We start from the raw sequence: 16757 nt of genomic DNA, 5'->3' as shown, positions 1-16757 counted from the left end.
TCAGCCTCCAAATCGCATGGTCGCCGCCAGCTTCAGCGTGACGCCGGGCTCGTAAATTACACTCGTGGCCGATGCATTCAACGGGTTGGTGTATTTCTCGTCGAACAGATTGTCGGCGCGGAAATCGACCTTGAAGTTGTCGGTCGCCTGGTAGCTGGCGAAGGCATTGACCAGCGTGTAGTCCCTGGCCACTTCGTTGCCCTTCGGCTTGCCATTGTACTGGACCTCGCCGCCGACGATCAGCTTATCCTCCAGAAAGCGCAAGCCGAGTTGCGCGGTGACTTGGGAAGAAGGGACGGTGACGAGGTCTGCCCGCTCGCCATCGTAGGAAATCGTGTGGCCATCGATAATCGAGGCCGACAGCCCGGCGAAGCCCCAGCTGGCGTCATAGACAGCTTCCATTTCAAAGCCGCGGATCTTGGCTTCTGCGAAGTTCTGGTACTGGAAGCAGATCGGGATGCCGGGGCCGAACGGGCAGCCGCTGGTCGGATCGAAAGCCGATAGGGTGACGCCGTCGATGTAGTCTTCGACGTCGTTGCTGAAATAGGCCGCCTTGAAACGAAACGCGTCGCCGGCTTCGAGGATGTCGTCCTGCTTGTAGTTGACACCGAATTCGACGGTTTTGCCGATTTCAGGCTTCAGGTTGGGATTGGGGAGAAACGGAAAGCTGACGCCAGCCGGATGATTGCCGCTGATGAGGGTTTCCGACAGCGACGGGGAGCGATATCCCTCCGCATAGGTGCCGTAGAGTTGCAGTCCCGAAAGGCCGGCGGTTTCAAACGGCGAGACGCCGACCGTGATGCGCGGCGACAGCCGGTCGCCGGAGGTTTCGCCGACATCGCTTTCGAGCTTGTAGCTGTCGTAACGCAGGCCGGCGATGACCTCGAGCCAATCCCAGGTGAGTTTGTCCTGGATGTATGCGCCGGAAACGTTTCGCTTGCCCGAAGGGGTATAGAAACTGTCGCCGCCTGCGGCGCCCCCCGTCTCGACGTCATCGCCAACCCAGTCGCCACCGTAGGTCAGCTCGTGCGCAATCCCAGCGGTCTCGAACCGCGAGGTGTTCCAGATGTCGATGCCCGAAGTGCCGATATCGAAGGTCGACATCGAACCCGCCGGCAGGACGGTGGGAAGACCGGTGACCGGATCAAACCGGTTTTGCGGAACAAGGCTCGTCATGTCCAGGTTGGTCTTGTTGTAGGAGGCGTTGATGTGGAGATCGAGCCAGCTCTTGTCTTCGTCGGTGATGTTGTAGCGACCGGTGAAGGTGTTCGCTTTCAGGTCGACGTCATTCACCGGCGTGCCGCCGCTGACCTCGTTCCACCCGTCGCTCGTGCCATTCCAGCCCAGTTTCAGCTCACTGTTTTCAGTGGGGCGGATGGTCGTCTTGAGAAGGCCGCTCAACACGTCGAAGCCGGTGCCGTTCACGGTATCGCCGCCGCCATCCTTGTAGTCGTCGTAGTCGCGATAGACGATGTTGCCGAGGACATCCCAGTTTTCATTGAAACGGTAGGCGCCGGCGGCGCTGGTGGTCCAGCCTTCGCCGTTGGTCTCGTAGCGCCCGGTCGTGGTCGCGGCCCATGTCTCGCCGTCGCGAAGAAAGTCCTCCGCGTCCTTGGTCTCGAACAAGACGACGCCGCCAATGGCGCCCGAGCCGTAAGTGTTGGCAACCGGGCCGCGGGTGACGTCGACGGATTTGATGAGCTCCGGGTCGATATAGAAGGTCGATTGCGTGCCGTGATCTGAGCGCTGGAAGTTCTGCCGCGCACCGTCGACGATCACAGCGACGCGGCCGAAGTCCTGCAGGCCACGGATATTGATGGAAGAACTGACGCGCCTTGCGTCCGCCTGGACCGTTACACCCGGCACACCGAACAGCATTTCGTTAGGCGTCGTTGCCATGCGCCGATCCAGCTGCTCCTGGTCGACATGACTGGTCGAAGACAGGGATTCGATCGCCGTCTCGCCGGTGCGGCTGATGACCAGGATCTGGTCGAGCAGCGTTGCGCCTGCGGGAGCCGGCCCGGCCTCTTCAGGCGCCTGCGCTTGTTCGGCCTGCTGCTGGTCTGTGGCCGGCTGGGCGGCCTGTTGAGCACTGGCCGGCGGCGTCAGCAGCGCAATCGCTGCAGCACCCGCCAGCAATGCCGCTATTCCCTTTGTCACCGGCCGATACACCGGACCTCGATACACCGGACCTGGGCTGCTATTCGCCAGACCCAGCCGTCCCCAATTCGCCAACCCCATGCCCCAACTCCAAAAGTCCTGGTTCGATGCTGGCTGGCTTGGAGCTTGCTGGCATTTTTCATCGTGTCCGGCGTCTTAAATCTTGACTCACCTAGTCCGGTATTGCACTGACTAATAAACATGATTATTCAAGTCAAGAAATGAATCGGCATTTCACGCAAGCCTCGAGCCAGCTGACCAAGCCCCGGCCCAGGAAAGGGATCGAACCAGATGAACACGCACAATCCCAGTGACTTTCGCTATCGCGTCCGCCGTTCCGACGACAATTCGGCTCGTTTCGAACGGGTTCCGTTGACCGTGAGAACCTTGTCCAGCAACACGCTGTTCCAGGGCGAGCACGAGATCGGCATAGAGCATCACGGAGCGCTCTACCGGCTCAAGATCACCCGCCAGGGCAAGCTCATCCTCAACAAGTAGGCAAGAGTAGGTATTTTAGAGATGGACCAGCGCGTAAAACCCGCTCCGCACGAGATTCGGCGGGCGCGGGAAGACAATCCGAAGACGCGCGAGCGCGATCTCGCCGCCCAGCTTGGGATTTCGGAGGCCGAGCTGGTCGCCGCGCATTGCGGCGACGGCGTCGTCCGCGTCGAGCCGCGCGTCAACGACCTTTTGACCGGCCTCGAAGCCGTCGGTGAAGTCATGGCGCTGACCCGTAACGAAAGCGCTGTGCACGAGAAGATCGGCGTCTACGACAAGGTCGTCACCGGCAACCACAATGCCATGGTGCTTGGCGAGAACATCGACCTGCGCATCTTCCCGAAAGTCTGGACGCACGGCTTTGCCGTCGAAAAGCGCGACGGCGATGATATCAGGCGCAGCCTGCAGTTCTTCGATGCAGCAGGCGAGGCGGTGCACAAGGTGCATCTGCGGCCGGCGTCCAGCCTCTATGCCTATCAGAAGCTGGTGGGCGAACTCGAATCGCCGAACCAGGAGCCGACGGTTGCGGTTTCGGAGGGCGGATTTGCCGACGAAGCCGAGACTTCCGATGTTTCCACCGATGTCGACGATCTACGCGACCGCTGGAGCCGGCTGACCGACGTGCATCAATTCTTCGGCATGCTGAAGACGCTGAAGCTCGAGCGCCGCCAGGCGATGCGCATGGTCGGCCAGGATTACGCCTGGCTGCTCGACAACGATGCCGTCAGCGCCATGTTCCATCATGCCGCCGAGGGCGAGATGCCGATCATGTGCTTTGTCGGCAATCGCGGCTGCATCCAAATCCATTCGGGCCCGATCAAGTCGATCAAGCCGATGGGGCCATGGATCAACGTGCTGGACGAGACCTTCCATCTGCATCTGCGGACCGACCACATCCAAGAGGTCTGGGCCGTTCGCAAGCCGACCAAGGACGGCCATGTCACGTCTCTCGAAGCCTACGGCGCCGACGGCAAGATGATCATCCAGTTCTTCGGCAAGCGCCATGAAGGTGAAAGCGAGCGCGAGGACTGGCGGTTTCTGGCAGAGAACCTGCCTCGCATTCCAAGCCCGACCGCAGCCTGAGGACGACGACAATGGTTCCTTTGCTTAAGCGGGCGGCTCCTTTGCTTAAACGGGCGCGTGTTTTCAAAATGGCGCCCCTTTTCAAACGGGTGCTTGGGGCCACGATCGGCCTTTCCCTGGCCTTCGCCGCGTTGCTGCCGGCCCGTGCCGCCGAAGGCACAGAGGTGTTCGCCGACCCGTCGAAGATAGCCGCCATCGGCGGTTCGATCACCGAAATCGTCTTTGCGCTCGGCGAGCAGGGTCGGCTGGTGGCCCGCGATTCGACCAGCCGCTATCCCGAGGCGGCGCTCAAGCTGCCTGACGTCGGCTACATGCGCCAGCTGTCGCCGGAAGGTGTCCTGTCGGTCAATCCGTCGGGCATCCTGGCGCTGCATGGCAGCGGGCCAAAGGAAGCCGTCGACGTGCTGAAGAAAACGAGCATCCCGTTCATCGAGGTGCCCGAGCGCTACGACCATGAAGGCATTCTCGAAAAGGTCCACATCGTCGGCAAGGCGCTCGGCGTGGACGCCAAGGCCGACGCGCTGGCAGCCGAGATCGATGCCAAGCTGAAGGCCGCAGAAAAGCAGACCGCCTCGATCAAGGAGCGCAAGCGCGTCCTGTTCGTGCTGTCGATGCAGGGCGGCAAGATCCTCGCTTCCGGCAGCGAGACCGCCGCCGACGGCATCATCAAGCTTTCGGGCGGGATCAACGCGGTCGATGGCTTCTCCGGCTACAAGCAATTGTCCGATGAGGCGCTCATCACCGCCAAGCCGGACGTGATCCTGATGATGAGGAATGCCGGTCCTGCCGCATCGGATGACGAATTGTTTGCGCACCCTTCCATTTTGTCGACGCCGGCGGGTGCGGCGCGTAAGGTGATCCGCATGGATGGCGGCTATCTGCTCGGCTTCGGCCCGCGCACGGCCGACGTCATCCACGAGCTTGCCGCCTCGCTTTATGGCGAGCAGGCCGGGAACTGAGCGGGCTTCCAATGGTGGATCAATCGATCGCTGGTGCGGGCACTATGGCGACAGCATCCGACGGCGACCGTTCGGGGCGGGCGCGCATCGTCATCCTGCTTTTATGCCTGGGACTTGCCGTTGCCGTCCTGCTGTCGCTGACATCGGGCGCATCCGATGCCTCGGCCGTCAGCGTCGTCGGCGACTGGCTGTTGGGTGCAGCACCCGGCAACGAGGTGCTGAGCGCGCGCGACCGCCTGATCGTCTACGATATCCGCCTGCCGCGGGTCATCCTCGGTGTGCTGATCGGGGCAGCACTTGCCGTTTCCGGTGCGGTCATGCAAGGGCTGTTCCGCAACCCGCTGGCGGATCCCGGCCTCATCGGCGTTTCGGCCGGATCGAGCCTCGGCGCGGTGGCCGTCATCGTGCTTGGCGCCACGGTACTGGCGCCGATAACCTCGGTGCTGGGCACGCTCGCTCTGCCGCTTGCGGCGTTCTGCGGGGGACTAGCGACGACATTGGTGCTCTACCAGGTCGCCACAAGGCAAGGCCAAACCTCGGTCGCCACCATGCTGCTTGCCGGCATCGCGCTGGCGGCCCTCGCCATGGCGCTCACCGGCATCCTGATCTTCATGGCCGACGACCGGCAGTTGCGCGACCTGACCTTCTGGCAACTCGGCTCGCTTGCCGGCGCGACCTGGCAGAAGATCGGCTCCGTCGGGCCGATCATCGTGGTGGCGCTGGCGGCAATGCCGTTCCTGGCGCGCGGCCTCAACGCTCTGGCGCTGGGCGAAGCCACCGCCGGCCATCTCGGCATCCCGGTGCAGCGGCTGAAATACACTGCAATCATCGGCGTTTCGGCGGCGGTCGGGGCATCTGTCGCCGTCAGCGGCGGCATCGGCTTCGTCGGCATCGTCGTGCCGCATCTGCTGCGTCTGGCTATCGGGCCGGACAATCGTTACCTGCTGCCGGCCTCGGCCCTGCTCGGCGCTTGCCTGCTGCTGCTGGCCGATGCCGTCGCCCGCACCATCGTAGCGCCGGCCGAGCTGCCGATCGGCATCGTCACCGCGATCGCCGGCGCGCCGTTCTTCCTCTGGATCCTGCTGCGTAAGCGTGGCGTCATTGACCTGTGAGAGGGAACCTATGCGAGGGTTTTTCATGATCGAAGTGTGGGCATGATCGAAGCGCGGGATGTCTCGGTGGCAATCGGCGGCACGCGTATCGTCGCCAATGTCGATTTCGACATGCGGCCCGGCGAAATCGCGGCCATCGTCGGCCCCAATGGTTCAGGCAAGACGACCTTCCTCAAGGCGTTGTCCGGCGATCTTGCCTATTCGGGAGACGTCACCATCAACGGCCGCGACCTGTCGGCGATGAAGCCGGTCGAGGCCGCCACGATGCGCGCCGTGCTGCCGCAGGCGACGACATTGTCCTTTCCGTTCACGGTGCGCGAAATCGTCAGGCTCGGCCTGCTCGGCGGGCGTTCGGGCGCGCTGCCCGGCGAGGACGAGCGCCTGCCCGAACGGGCGCTGGCGCGGGTCGATCTCGACGGCTTTGCCGGCCGTTTCTATCAGGAGCTTTCGGGCGGCGAACAGCAGCGTGTGCAGTTGGCCCGCGTGCTCTGCCAGGTCTGGGCGCCAGTGCTCGACGGCAAACCGCGCTATCTGTTTCTCGACGAGCCGGTTTCCAGCCTCGACATCAAGCACCAATTGATCATCATGAACATCGCCCGCGATTTCGCCAGACGGGGCGGCGGCGTGGTCGCCATCCTGCACGACCTCAATTTGACGGCCATGTATGCCGACCGGATTTTCGTCATGCACCGCGGCAAGCTTGCCGCCACCGGCTCACCACAGGACGTGCTGAGCGACGATCTGATCGAAAAAGTGTTCGATTGCCGGCTGAGGGTCGGCGTGCTGCCGGCAGGAAACGTGCCGTTCGTGCTGCCGCAATCCGCGGCTTAAGGTGATGCCGGCCTGACCTGAATCTCAACGGACCTGGTCAAACCGCGCTGCGACCCGAAATCAGGCTGCCGGCGCCCTCTGCACCAGCATGTCGATGCCAAGCAGATGGCGGACGTTCGGGCGTGCCGCCACCATGTCGGCGATCGTATAACGCTCAAGCACGGCGAAGAAGGCGTTGAGTGCCTCGCGCAGCGCCGAATTCAGCGCGCAACTATCGACCAGCGGACATTCGGCGGCGTCGTTCTCGAAGCACTCGGCCATGGCGAAGCTCTCTTCGGTCACGCGTACGACGTCGAACAGGGTGATGGTTTCGGCCGCGCGGCCGAGCCTGACGCCGCCGTTCCTGCCGCGTACTGTCTCGACCAGACCATGCTCGACCAAAGGCTGCAGGATCTTGAAGAGAAAAAGCTCGGACACCGAGTAGGCGGCCGCGATCTCCGGGATGCGGCTCAGCCGATCGGTATTCGCGGCGCAATACATCAGGATGCGCATGGCGTAGTTGGTCTGGCGTGTCAGCCGCATTTTGTCCTCGCGAAGCAGTAGCTCAAGCCCAATATGGCCTATACCTTGGAATAATTCCAGACAAGCACTGCATAATAGATGAATTTTTTTGTCAAGTTTGTGCGCACCGGTGTGCAAACCATAGCCTTGATTTGGCAGGCATTCGGCTGGGCGGATACCTAAATTAGGGTCCGCGAGATCGACCAGGAGCAGCTCATCCATGTCACAATCAGCACCGGCTTTGGCATCCGCCCGGATCGATGCCGACGCGGACGCCAAGCTTTCGGCGCTTCGGCGCACCAAGTTCGTCGCCGCCGCAGCGCTCGCTCTCTGCGTCCTCATCTTTGCCGTGGCCAAGTCGTTCGAGGGCCGCTATCCGTGGCTGGGATTCGTCGCCGCTTTCGCCGAGGCAGCGACGATCGGCGGGCTGGCCGACTGGTATGCGGTGGTGGCGCTGTTCAGACGGCCGCTCGGCCTGCCGATCCCGCACACCGCCATCATTCCGGAGAACCAGAACCGCATCGCCGACAATCTCGGCCGGTTCATCGAGGTTAATTTCCTGGCGCCGGAGCCGGTTCGCGAAAAGCTCGCCGAGGTCGACTTTTCCGCGCTCGTTGCGGATTGGCTAGCCGACCCCAACCGCGCCGCCGATCTGTCGCATTTCGTCGGCCGGCTGGTGCCGCAGACGCTGGCGGCGGTCGAGCAATCCGGCCTGCGCGGCTTCGTCACCAGCCGCATGCTGGAGCAGATCGAAAAGGTGCCGCTGGCGCCGCTCGCTGCCGAACTGCTGTCGGCCCTGACCGACGACCGCCGCCACCAAAGGCTGTTCGACGAATTCACCAAGGTCGTCGGCCGCTTCCTGAGCGACGAGCAGGCGTTGACGACGATGCGCGAGAAGATCCGCGAGGAACTGCCGTCGCTGTTCAATCTGTTTCGCGCCGACGCCTATCTGCTGAAGAAGATCGTCGCTTCCGCCGGTTCCCTGCTCGACGAGGTGAGGGCCGATCCCGATCACCCGATGCGTGCCGAATTCGACAGTTTCGTTCAGTCCTTCGTCGAGCGGCTGAGGACGTCCAAGCAATACGCCAAGCGCGCCGAGAAACTGAAGCGCGACTTCCTCGCCAGGCCGGAGCTCAAGGCGTTGGCCGGCGATATGTGGGAAAGCCTCAGCCTGTTCATCGAGCAGGACGCCAAGGCGCCGAACTCGATGATCCGCACGCATCTCGCCAACATGTTCGTCGAGGTCGGCCGTCATCTTGCCGGCGACGCGCAGATCAGGGCCGACATGAACCAAGGTTTCGTCGTGGCGCTGTCTTCCTTCGTCGAAAGCCAGAAGAGCGGCGTCTCGAAATTCATCGCCGATCAGGTCAAGCGCTGGGACCTTGCCCAGCTCACCAGGCTGATCGAAATGAACATCGGCAGGGACCTGCAATATATCCGCTTCAACGGCATGGTCATCGGCGGCCTTGCCGGCCTCGTGCTCCATACGGTGGAATTGCTGTTCCTCGTTGACTGAGGGCGATCTATTGCGCCTCCGAATGGACCGCGAAGCGCCAGTGCCCTATTCTTCTCCTCGGGTGCCGCACTCGCAGCAACAGGGGAGAGAACCACAATGGCAAAGCAACCGGATTCCGGCTCTTTCATCGACATGTTCGGCCGGTTCGGGCGCGACCTGAAGCTGCCGAACGTCGATGTCGAGGCGATCCTCAACCATCATCGCAAGAACCTCGATGCACTGGAAAAATCAGCCAGGGCAAGTGCCGCCGGAGCGTCGTCGCTGTTTTCCACACAACGCGAGATGCTGCAGGACACGCTGCACGAAATCGCCGACATGGCGCAGAGCTACAGGGCGCCGGGCGATCCCAGGGAATTGATGGCCAAGCAAGCGGCGTTCGCCAGGAAATCCTTCGAGACCGCGTTGAAGAATGCCGGCGAAGTGGCCGAACTGGCTAGGAAATCCGGCACCGAATCGGTCGAGATCCTGCGCGATCGCATCAAGGAGGCGATGGAGGAAGTCCGCACCGGCTACGATAAAAAGTAGGCTGCTCCCAAGCCAAGACGGACTTTTCTCCCGTTGTCCGGCAACCTGTTCGGCGCTGGACACAGACATTGACGCGATACGGCCGAGGTGCCGCAGCGGAACGCACGGAGCGAATTGACAGAGGCGGCCGGTTCGTGGTCCGGAGGCAGGGCAAGTGATCGGGAAAGCAGGCGATCGGGAAAGCAGGAATGACGCAAACACGGCTGAGAACGCCGCCGACCTACGAGCAGCTCAGGACGATGACAGGGCAGGAGCTTGGCGTGTCGGACTGGACGACGGTCGACCAGAGCCGCATCGACCAGTTCGCCGAATGCACGGGCGACCGGCAATGGATCCATGTCGATCCGGAGCGGGCGAGGCGGCAAAGCCCGTTCCGCACCACCATCGCGCATGGTTATCTGACACTGTCGATCATCGGCGCGCTGGCGCTCGACATGGGCATCGTGCCCGAAAACACGCAAGCCGCCTTCAACTATGGCTTCGACAGAGTGCGGTTCCTGGCGCCGGTCAGGGTCGGCGCGCGCATCAGGCTGCGCGTCACGCTTTTATCGATGGAGGACAAAGGCCCCGGCCAGTATCTGATGAAGGCCGCCAACATCGTCGAGATCGAAGGTGAGCAGAAGCCGGCGCTGACAGCCGAAACGCTCGTCATGCTCTATGAGCGCCGGAGGCGGGCAGGGGCCTGAAACAATGCAGATCAACGCAACATCGCCTCTTCGAGCACCTTGAAAATTCTCTCGTCCGCCGACTGCGCGACGTTGAAGCGCAGGAAACGGCTGGCTGTCCGGGACAGGCTGAACGCATTGCCGGGCGCCAGCACGATATTGGCCGCCAAGGCGCGGCGGGCTATTTCAGCCGCATCCACGCCGTCCGGCAGGCTGCACCACAAGAACATGCCGGCCGGCTGGTCGATCCAAGGCGTGATGCCGATTGCGTTCAGCCGCGTGCTTGTCTCGGCCATGGCGCGCGAAAGCCGCGTGCGCAGCAAATCGACGTGCTTGCGATAGAGGCCGTCCCTCAGCAGCGTCAGCACCAGTTCGGAGGCAAGCCGTCCACTGCCGAACGATGTGGCGATCTTGAGGTCGGTCAGTCCTTCCATCCAATCGCGCGGCGCCGCGATGAAGCCGCAACGCACCGATGCCGAGAGCGTCTTGGAGAAGCTGCCGATATGGACGACGCGACCAAGACCGTCGAACGCCGCCAGCCTGGGCGCGGGCGTGTGTTCGAAATCGGCAAAGATATCGTCTTCGATGACCGTCAGGTCCGATTGGTCGGCAAGCTTGAGCAATCGATGGGCGACAACCGGCGACAGAATTGCACCCGTCGGATTGTGAAGTGCGGAATTGGTGATGTAGAGGCGCGGCCGGTGCTCGATCAGCGCCTGCGCAAACAGCTCGATATCCGGCCCCGACGGCGTATAGGGAACGCCGACCACCTTGGCCCGGTGGGCGCGCAACAGGGCATGGAAGTTGAAATAGCAGGGATCGTCGACCAGCACCGCGTCGCCCGGCTCGAGCAGGAACCGGCACAGGAGGTCGATGGCCTGGGTGCCGGATTCCGTCAGCATGATCTGGTCGGGAGATGCCTCGATGCCATGTTCTGCCATGCGCCGTGCGAGCAGATGACGCAGCGGCGGCAGCCCGAGCGGGGTGCCGTAATCCGTCAGCGTGACATCATCGCCGCGTGCCATAGTCCGCAGTGCCCTGCGCAATCCAGCCTGCGGCATCCACGAGGCCGGCAACCAGCCGCAACCGGGTTTGAGCACATCGTCGCCGGCTTCCAATGACTGGCGCGAAACCCAGAGCGGATCGACAGCTCGATCAAGCCTGGGGCCGATCTCGGCCAGGGACAAGGGAGCCAGCGGCCCGGCGGCATAAAAACCCGAACCTGGCCGCGAGCGAATGGTGCCCTCCGCCGCAAGACGCTCATAGGCTTCGACCACGGTGGATTTGGAAACCTGCATGGTTTTCGCGAAAGCACGGATCGACGGCAATCGTGTACCCGGTGTCAGGCTGCGCGCAGCGATCCTGTGCCTGATCGTCGCCATGACGCTCTCGACAAGCGTCCCGCTTTGACTTGCCGTCGCCTGCTCGTCCATCCGTACTGCTCAATCTGCCATTACAGTTTCGGTAAATTGTACCTCATTGTCTCTGGTGGCGCTATATGTCCGGCCCGATAGAGGGCGGGAATATCAGGAGCATGCGATGGACAAGGCGGCGGGTGGCTGGATAAACGGATTCGTGGGGGTGCTGATTTTCAGCGGATCGCTTCCGGCAACGCGTGTTGCGGTGATGGATTTCGATCCGACCTTTTTAACCGTCGCCCGTGCTGCCACGGCGGGCATACTCGGCCTCGCGCTTCTGCTCATTTTTCGCCAGAAGCGTCCGGAGCGACAGGATTTGTTGTCGCTGGCCATCGTGGCGCTCGGCGTCGTGGTCGGCTTTCCCTTGCTGACCGCGTTGGCGCTCAAGCACATCACCTCGGCTCATTCCATCATTTTCGTCGGCCTGTTGCCGCTGGCGACCGCGATCTTCGGCGTCATCCGCGGCGGCGATCGCCCCAAACCGGCTTTCTGGCTGTTTTCGTGCCTTGGCAGCGCCCTTGTTGCCGGTTTTGCGGCGACGCAAGGCGTCTCGGCCTCGCCGGTTGGCGACATGCTGATGCTGGGCGCAATCATCCTGTGCGGACTGGGTTATGCGGAAGGAGCCACGCTGTCGCGTAAACTTGGCGGCTGGCAGGTGATCTCATGGGCGCTGGTGTTGTCGCTGCCGGTCATGCTGGCTCTGACGCTCATCACCATGCCGCCGTCGCTCGAAAGCGTCGGCAACGCCGCCTGGATCGGACTGGCCTATGTCTCGCTGTTCAGCATGCTGATCGGCTTTGTGTTCTGGTATCGCGGACTGGCGCAAGGCGGCATCGCTGCGGTCGGGCAGTTGCAGCTTCTCCAGCCTTTCTTCGGCCTCGGGCTGGCGGCAGTGCTGCTGCACGAGCAGGTCAGTCCCGCCATGATAGCCGTTACTGCCGCCGTCGTGCTTTGCGTGGTCGGCGCGAAGAGATATGCGAGATAAGCGCCGGCCCTTCTCTCTTCTCCCCTTGTTGTGGGAGAAGGGAGAGCCGTGCGGCTAAAATTTCGTCACCACGCCGATGCCGATGCCTTCGAAGCCGCCCATCGCCATCAAGGCCGCGGGCGCTTCGTCGAGGCTGATCCGCTTGCCGACCAGCAGTTCAGGCTTGAGCTTACCGGTGCGGATCATCTCCATCATCGCCTGGTAACGGTAGGCCTGCATGCCGTGGCTGCCGCGGATTTCGAGCTCGAAGGCGATCACCTTGTCCATCGGGATCTGCGGCCTGGCGTGATCGCCGAGCATCAGGCCGACCTGCACGTGGCGGCCGCGCCGGCGCAGGTTCGCGATCGAGTTGAACGAGGTACTGGAGTGGCCGAGCGCGTCCATCGACATATGTGCGCCGCCATTGGTGATCTGCTTGACCGCCTTGACCACATTCGGCGTCTTTGAGGCGTTGATCGTCGCCACGGCGCCGATCTTGCTGGCAAAATCCAGCTTCTCGTCGGTCAGGTCGATGGCGATCACATTGGCGCCCATGGCGCTGGCGATCATGATCGCCGACAGGCCGACGCCGCCGCAGCCATGCACGGCCACCCATTCGCCTGGCGTCACCCGACCCTGGTCGACAATGGCGCGGAACGAAGTGACGAAGCGGCAGCCGAGGCTGGCGGCGGTGGCGAATTCCATCTCGTCCGGCAAGCGGACCAGATTGGTGTCGGCATGGTCGATGGCGACATATTCGGCGAATGAGCCCCAGGCGGTGAAGCCGGGCTGGGACTGGTGCTCGCAGACCTGATGGTTGCCCGAACTGCATTCGAAGCAGTGGCCGCAGCCGACGGCGAACGGCACGGTGACACGCTCGCCGGCTTTCCAGCGGGTCACCTGGCTACCGGCCGCCACCACGACGCCGGCAAGCTCGTGGCCCGGCACATGCGGCAGGCTGATGCCGTCGTCATGGCCCATCCAGCCATGCCAGTCGCTGCGGCAGAGCCCGGTCGCCTCGACCTTGATGACGACGCCGTCCAGTGCCGGCTCCGGATCGGGAACGGTCTGGATCGTCGGCGTTTCACCGAATTTTTCGAAGACGACGGCTTTCATCGGCAATTCCTCATGCTTCAATCCAACTCGCTCTATTCGGCATCGATCTGGTTCTCGGGCGCCGCCCTTTGGAAGGCCGGCAGCGCCATGCAGGCGGCGTGGATGCGTGTGATCGTCGGGTAGGGCGTCATGTCGACGCCGAAACGGGCATTGCTGGTGACCTGAGCGACCAGGCAGATGTCGGCCAGCCCCGGCGTGTCGCCGTGACAGAATGTCCCGGTTTCGGGCGAGGAAGCCAGAATCTTTTCAAGTGGCTGGAAGCCTTCGTTCACCCAGTGCCGGAACCAGTTGACGACGTCCTCGTCGCCGGCGCCGAACAGCGTGCGCAATGAGGTCAGCACGCGCAGATTGTTCACCGGATGGATGTCGCAGGCGATCATCTGCGCCAGTATCCTGACGCGAGCCCGGCCAAGTGCGTCCTGCGGCAAAAGCGGCGGTTCGGGCCTTGTCTCGTCGAGATATTCGATGATCGCCAGCGACTGCGTCAGCAGAGTGCCGTCGTCCAGGATCAGCGCCGGCACCAGCCCTTGCGGATTGACCGAGAGATACGCGGGCTCAAGATGCTCGCCGTGGCGCAGATGATGCGGCACATATTGGTAGGTCAAGCCCTTCATTTCCAGCGCGATCCGCACCCGGTAGGAGGTGGAGGAGCGATAGTAGTTGTGAAGGACGAGGTCGCTCATTCCTGCACATTCGGCCGATTTGGCCGACCGGGCAAGGCTTGGTGGTCCGAAAATTGCCATCTCAGAGTCCGTTTGGAAATTCTACTCTGGCGGCCATCTGATGGCGTTTTCTGCGCTTCCGGTGCTCACGGACCAGATGTCCGCTGCGCTCCGGTTCTCGAAACCACCATCATATGACTCGCCAGAGCGAATTTCGAAACGGTCTCTCCGCCCTCCGCCAAGAATGGCGATGTACTATTTGTCAATAATCTGGCCATGGTCACTAGGCTATTCTATCCTGCCTGAACCGAAACGAATGCCATGACCGCAGTCAACGATCGCGCCCGGTTTCTGATCATCGACGACCACCCGCTGTTTCGCGAGGCGCTGCACAGCGCCGTGCAAATGGCCTATCCGGACGTCGACACCGTCGAGGCGCGTTCGATCACCGAGGCTTTTGAGCTTCTGGCGGACGCGAAACCATTCGATCTCGCGCTGCTCGACCTCAGCATGCCTGATGTGCATGGCTTCGACGGGCTGCTGCAGCTTCGGACCCGCTATCCGCGCCTGCCGGTGGTCATCGTTTCGGGGCATGAGGAGCCCAAGATCATTTCCGAGGCGCTGTCCTATGGCGCGGCCGGCTTCATCCCGAAATCGGCGCGCAAGAGCGATCTGGCCGCCGCCATCCGCTCGGTGATGGAAGGCGCGATCTACGTGCCCGAAACCTATGAAGGCCAGCCGCCGGACGCCGACAGCACCGACCGCGCCGAGATGGTGCAGCGCCTCGCCAAACTGACGCCGCAGCAATTGCGTGTGCTGCAGATGCTGCGCCAGGGCTTGCTCAACAAGCAGATCGCCTACGAGCTGCAGGTCGGCGAAACCACTGTCAAGGCGCATGTCTCCGAGATCCTGCGCAAGCTCAACGTCTACAGCCGCACGCAAGCCGTCATCGAGGTTTCGAAGCTCGACAGTGCCGAGCTGTTTCGCGGCCAGGCGGGGTTTTAGGCGCATCCGTTAGGGCGAATAAACCTTCGCTGAGAATTCACCTTTTTCCGTCCAGAGGCGCAACGGGCCTAATAGATCGCGCATGTCTGGAGAAGATAGAGTAAACAAAATACGGATTCGAATATATTTTGATCTAGATAAAATTGTACAATCACAGCTAAAACTATCTTCGGTTCCAAATTTTTCAGGACACCAGGAAAACTGACTGCGCCTTCCAGGATGTTTCCAGAGCCGTCATCTAGTTGAACGTCTATTGTTTTCATTAGAAGGTACCCTGAATTTCGGCGCCACGAAGTTGGTCATACGTATCGAATCGAGCTGGCCCTACGCCCATTCAATCGAAATACGGTGACAGCGTACCATTTTTTGGTCGCGCGGCCTTCTGCCCGCGTCTTGGGAGATCAAGCCAACAAATGCGCCAGCAGCGCGCGCAGTTGTGCCGGTTTCAGCGGCTTGCGCATCAGCTCGATGCCGGCGGCGCGGGCTGCTTTGGCAACGGTTTCCGAACCGTCGGCGGTGACGATCAGCGCCGGCACGGCGCGGCTGAGATAATCGCGGACCTCGGCAATCGTCGTGGTGCCGAGATCACCGCCGTCGAGATGCTGATCGGCAATGACGATGTCCGGCACCCAGTCCGTATCGCCAAGCATGTCGAGCGCAGCATCGGTCGAGGTGGCGGGGCGCACCAGGCATTGCCAGCGCTCGAGCAGGGATGTCATCGCCTGCAGCACCTCGACGTCGTTCTCGACCAGTAGCACCTTTGTGCCGAACAGCCCGTAGCCGCGCGGCCGCTCCATCTCGGCGGTGCTGGCAATTGCATCGGCTGTGGCGCCGATCCCGACCGGAACGTCGATATGGAAGATCGTACCGTGACCGACCTTTGACGAAAACGTCACGGGATGGCCGAGTGCGGCGGCGATACGGCGCACGATGGCCAGGCCCAATCCCAGCCCACCGCCGGCAAGCCCGGCATCGTTCGGGATCGTGCCGCGGTGGAATTCCTCGAACACCGCCTCGCGCTGGTCGTCGGGAATGCCGCAGCCGGTATCGGCGACATCGATACGGATCGTGTCGCCGCGATGCCTGGTGCCGACCAGCACGCCGCCGGAGCGGGTATAGCGCAGCGCGTTGGAAAGGATGTTCTGCAGGATGCGGCGCAGCAAGGTGCGGTCCGAGCGCACGACGGCGTGGACAGGCCGGAATTTCAGCGTCAGGCCCTTCATCTTCGCGATCGGCTGAAAATCCGAGCGCAGCGACGAAAACAGCGTCTCCAGGCTGACGTCGCCGATATCGGGCTGCACGACGCCGGCGTCGAGCTTGGAGATGTCGAGCAGGGTGCGGAGCAGGTCCTCCATCGTCTCCAGCGACCGCTCGACCTGCCGGACCAGTTTTTTGCCCTCGTCGCTGGTCTGCACTTCGGCCAGCGCCGAGACGGAGAGATGCGCCGCGTTGAGCGGCTGCAGCACGTCATGGCTGGCGGCTGCCAGGAACCTGGTCTTGGACAGGTTCGCCAGCTCGGCGTTTTCCTTGGCCGCGCTCAAATCGATATTGGATTGTTCCAATCTACGCAGTGTCGAGTGCAGTTCCTCGGTGCGCGTGCGCACTCGATTTTCGAGCGAAATCGCGGTCTGGAACAGCGAGAACGCGTTGCCCTGTTGTTCCATCGACCGCTCGACGCGGCTGACAAGGGCTGCGTTGATCTTCTTCAGCTTCTCCAGGTCGTTGATGTCCCTGAGCGGCAT

At 62.4% G+C, this 16757-nt stretch carries 16 protein-coding genes; 10 read left to right on the top strand and 6 right to left on the bottom strand.

The genetic code is table 11. From position 1 onward, the window contains the following. Complete coding sequence (locus tag NKH73_RS12635) at positions 1 to 2241, bottom strand: TonB-dependent hemoglobin/transferrin/lactoferrin family receptor (protein ID WP_352931788.1); 2241 nt, start codon at positions 2239 to 2241, stop codon at positions 1 to 3. Between the two features lie 210 nt (positions 2242 to 2451). Here NKH73_RS12635 and hemP point away from each other — a divergent pair, with 210 nt between their 5' ends. The 5 genes from hemP (at position 2452) to NKH73_RS12610 (ending at position 6643) form a co-directional block, all read left to right on the top strand. Further along, positions 2452 to 2658, top strand: coding sequence for a hemin uptake protein HemP (hemP, locus tag NKH73_RS12630; RefSeq protein WP_352931786.1), 207 nt, complete (start codon positions 2452 to 2454; stop codon positions 2656 to 2658). A gap of 21 nt (positions 2659 to 2679) precedes the next feature. Then, positions 2680 to 3741 carry a hemin-degrading factor gene (locus NKH73_RS12625; protein ID WP_352931784.1) on the top strand — a complete coding sequence of 354 codons (1062 nt, stop codon included), beginning with the start codon at positions 2680 to 2682 and terminating at the stop codon, positions 3739 to 3741. A 68-nt stretch (positions 3742 to 3809) separates the two neighbouring features. Beyond that, positions 3810 to 4700, top strand: a complete 891-nt coding sequence (locus NKH73_RS12620; protein ID WP_352931783.1) for a heme/hemin ABC transporter substrate-binding protein — start codon at positions 3810 to 3812, stop codon at positions 4698 to 4700. A gap of 11 nt (positions 4701 to 4711) precedes the next feature. Then, positions 4712 to 5812, top strand: coding sequence for a FecCD family ABC transporter permease (locus tag NKH73_RS12615; protein WP_352931781.1), 1101 nt, complete (start codon positions 4712 to 4714; stop codon positions 5810 to 5812). Between the two features lie 42 nt (positions 5813 to 5854). Continuing rightward, the gene (locus NKH73_RS12610) at positions 5855 to 6643 is read left to right on the top strand and encodes a heme ABC transporter ATP-binding protein (protein WP_352931779.1); all 789 of its coding nucleotides are present in this window, start codon (positions 5855 to 5857) and stop codon (positions 6641 to 6643) included. Between the two features lie 60 nt (positions 6644 to 6703). Here the strand turns inward: NKH73_RS12610 and rirA are convergent, their stop codons facing one another. Continuing rightward, positions 6704 to 7165, bottom strand: coding sequence for an iron-responsive transcriptional regulator RirA (gene rirA / locus NKH73_RS12605; protein WP_352931777.1), 462 nt, complete (start codon positions 7163 to 7165; stop codon positions 6704 to 6706). Between the two features lie 199 nt (positions 7166 to 7364). Here rirA and NKH73_RS12600 point away from each other — a divergent pair, with 199 nt between their 5' ends. From NKH73_RS12600 to NKH73_RS12590, 3 genes are all read left to right on the top strand, one after another. Then, on the top strand, positions 7365 to 8660 hold the full coding sequence (locus NKH73_RS12600; RefSeq protein ID WP_352931775.1) for a DUF445 domain-containing protein: 1296 nt from the start codon (positions 7365 to 7367) through the stop codon (positions 8658 to 8660). A 96-nt stretch (positions 8661 to 8756) separates the two neighbouring features. After that, positions 8757 to 9185: a phasin family protein gene (locus NKH73_RS12595; RefSeq protein WP_352931773.1), complete on the top strand. Its 429-nt coding sequence runs from the start codon at positions 8757 to 8759 to the stop codon at positions 9183 to 9185. A gap of 188 nt (positions 9186 to 9373) precedes the next feature. Then, positions 9374 to 9871, top strand: a complete 498-nt coding sequence (locus NKH73_RS12590; RefSeq protein WP_352931771.1) for a MaoC family dehydratase — start codon at positions 9374 to 9376, stop codon at positions 9869 to 9871. 11 nt (positions 9872 to 9882) lie between these two features. On the opposite strand, the gene NKH73_RS12585 is transcribed toward NKH73_RS12590, so the two are convergent. Continuing rightward, the gene (locus NKH73_RS12585; protein WP_352931770.1) at positions 9883 to 11283 is read right to left on the bottom strand and encodes an aminotransferase-like domain-containing protein; all 1401 of its coding nucleotides are present in this window, start codon (positions 11281 to 11283) and stop codon (positions 9883 to 9885) included. 106 nt (positions 11284 to 11389) lie between these two features. Between NKH73_RS12585 and NKH73_RS12580 the strand changes: the two genes are divergently transcribed. Further along, complete coding sequence (locus tag NKH73_RS12580; RefSeq protein ID WP_352931769.1) at positions 11390 to 12253, top strand: DMT family transporter; 864 nt, start codon at positions 11390 to 11392, stop codon at positions 12251 to 12253. 54 nt (positions 12254 to 12307) lie between these two features. Here the strand turns inward: NKH73_RS12580 and NKH73_RS12575 are convergent, their stop codons facing one another. After that, the gene (locus tag NKH73_RS12575; RefSeq protein ID WP_352931767.1) at positions 12308 to 13348 is read right to left on the bottom strand and encodes a zinc-dependent alcohol dehydrogenase family protein; all 1041 of its coding nucleotides are present in this window, start codon (positions 13346 to 13348) and stop codon (positions 12308 to 12310) included. A gap of 32 nt (positions 13349 to 13380) precedes the next feature. Further along, entirely contained in the window at positions 13381 to 14031 is a 651-nt protein-coding gene (gene maiA, locus NKH73_RS12570) for a maleylacetoacetate isomerase (RefSeq protein WP_352931765.1), read from the bottom strand. Positions 14032 to 14331: 300 nt separating this feature from the next. Here maiA and NKH73_RS12565 point away from each other — a divergent pair, with 300 nt between their 5' ends. After that, on the top strand, positions 14332 to 15015 hold the full coding sequence (locus NKH73_RS12565; RefSeq protein ID WP_023803603.1) for a response regulator: 684 nt from the start codon (positions 14332 to 14334) through the stop codon (positions 15013 to 15015). Between the two features lie 401 nt (positions 15016 to 15416). Here the strand turns inward: NKH73_RS12565 and NKH73_RS12560 are convergent, their stop codons facing one another. Beyond that, positions 15417 to 16757: an ATP-binding response regulator gene (locus NKH73_RS12560; RefSeq protein ID WP_352931762.1), complete on the bottom strand. Its 1341-nt coding sequence runs from the start codon at positions 16755 to 16757 to the stop codon at positions 15417 to 15419.

The organism is Mesorhizobium sp. M0938 (assembly GCF_040319125.1).
Classification (GTDB): domain Bacteria; phylum Pseudomonadota; class Alphaproteobacteria; order Rhizobiales; family Rhizobiaceae; genus Mesorhizobium; species Mesorhizobium robiniae.
The sequence above is the reverse complement of the archived record's forward strand: the minus strand, read 5'-3'. Positions and strand labels throughout refer to the sequence as shown.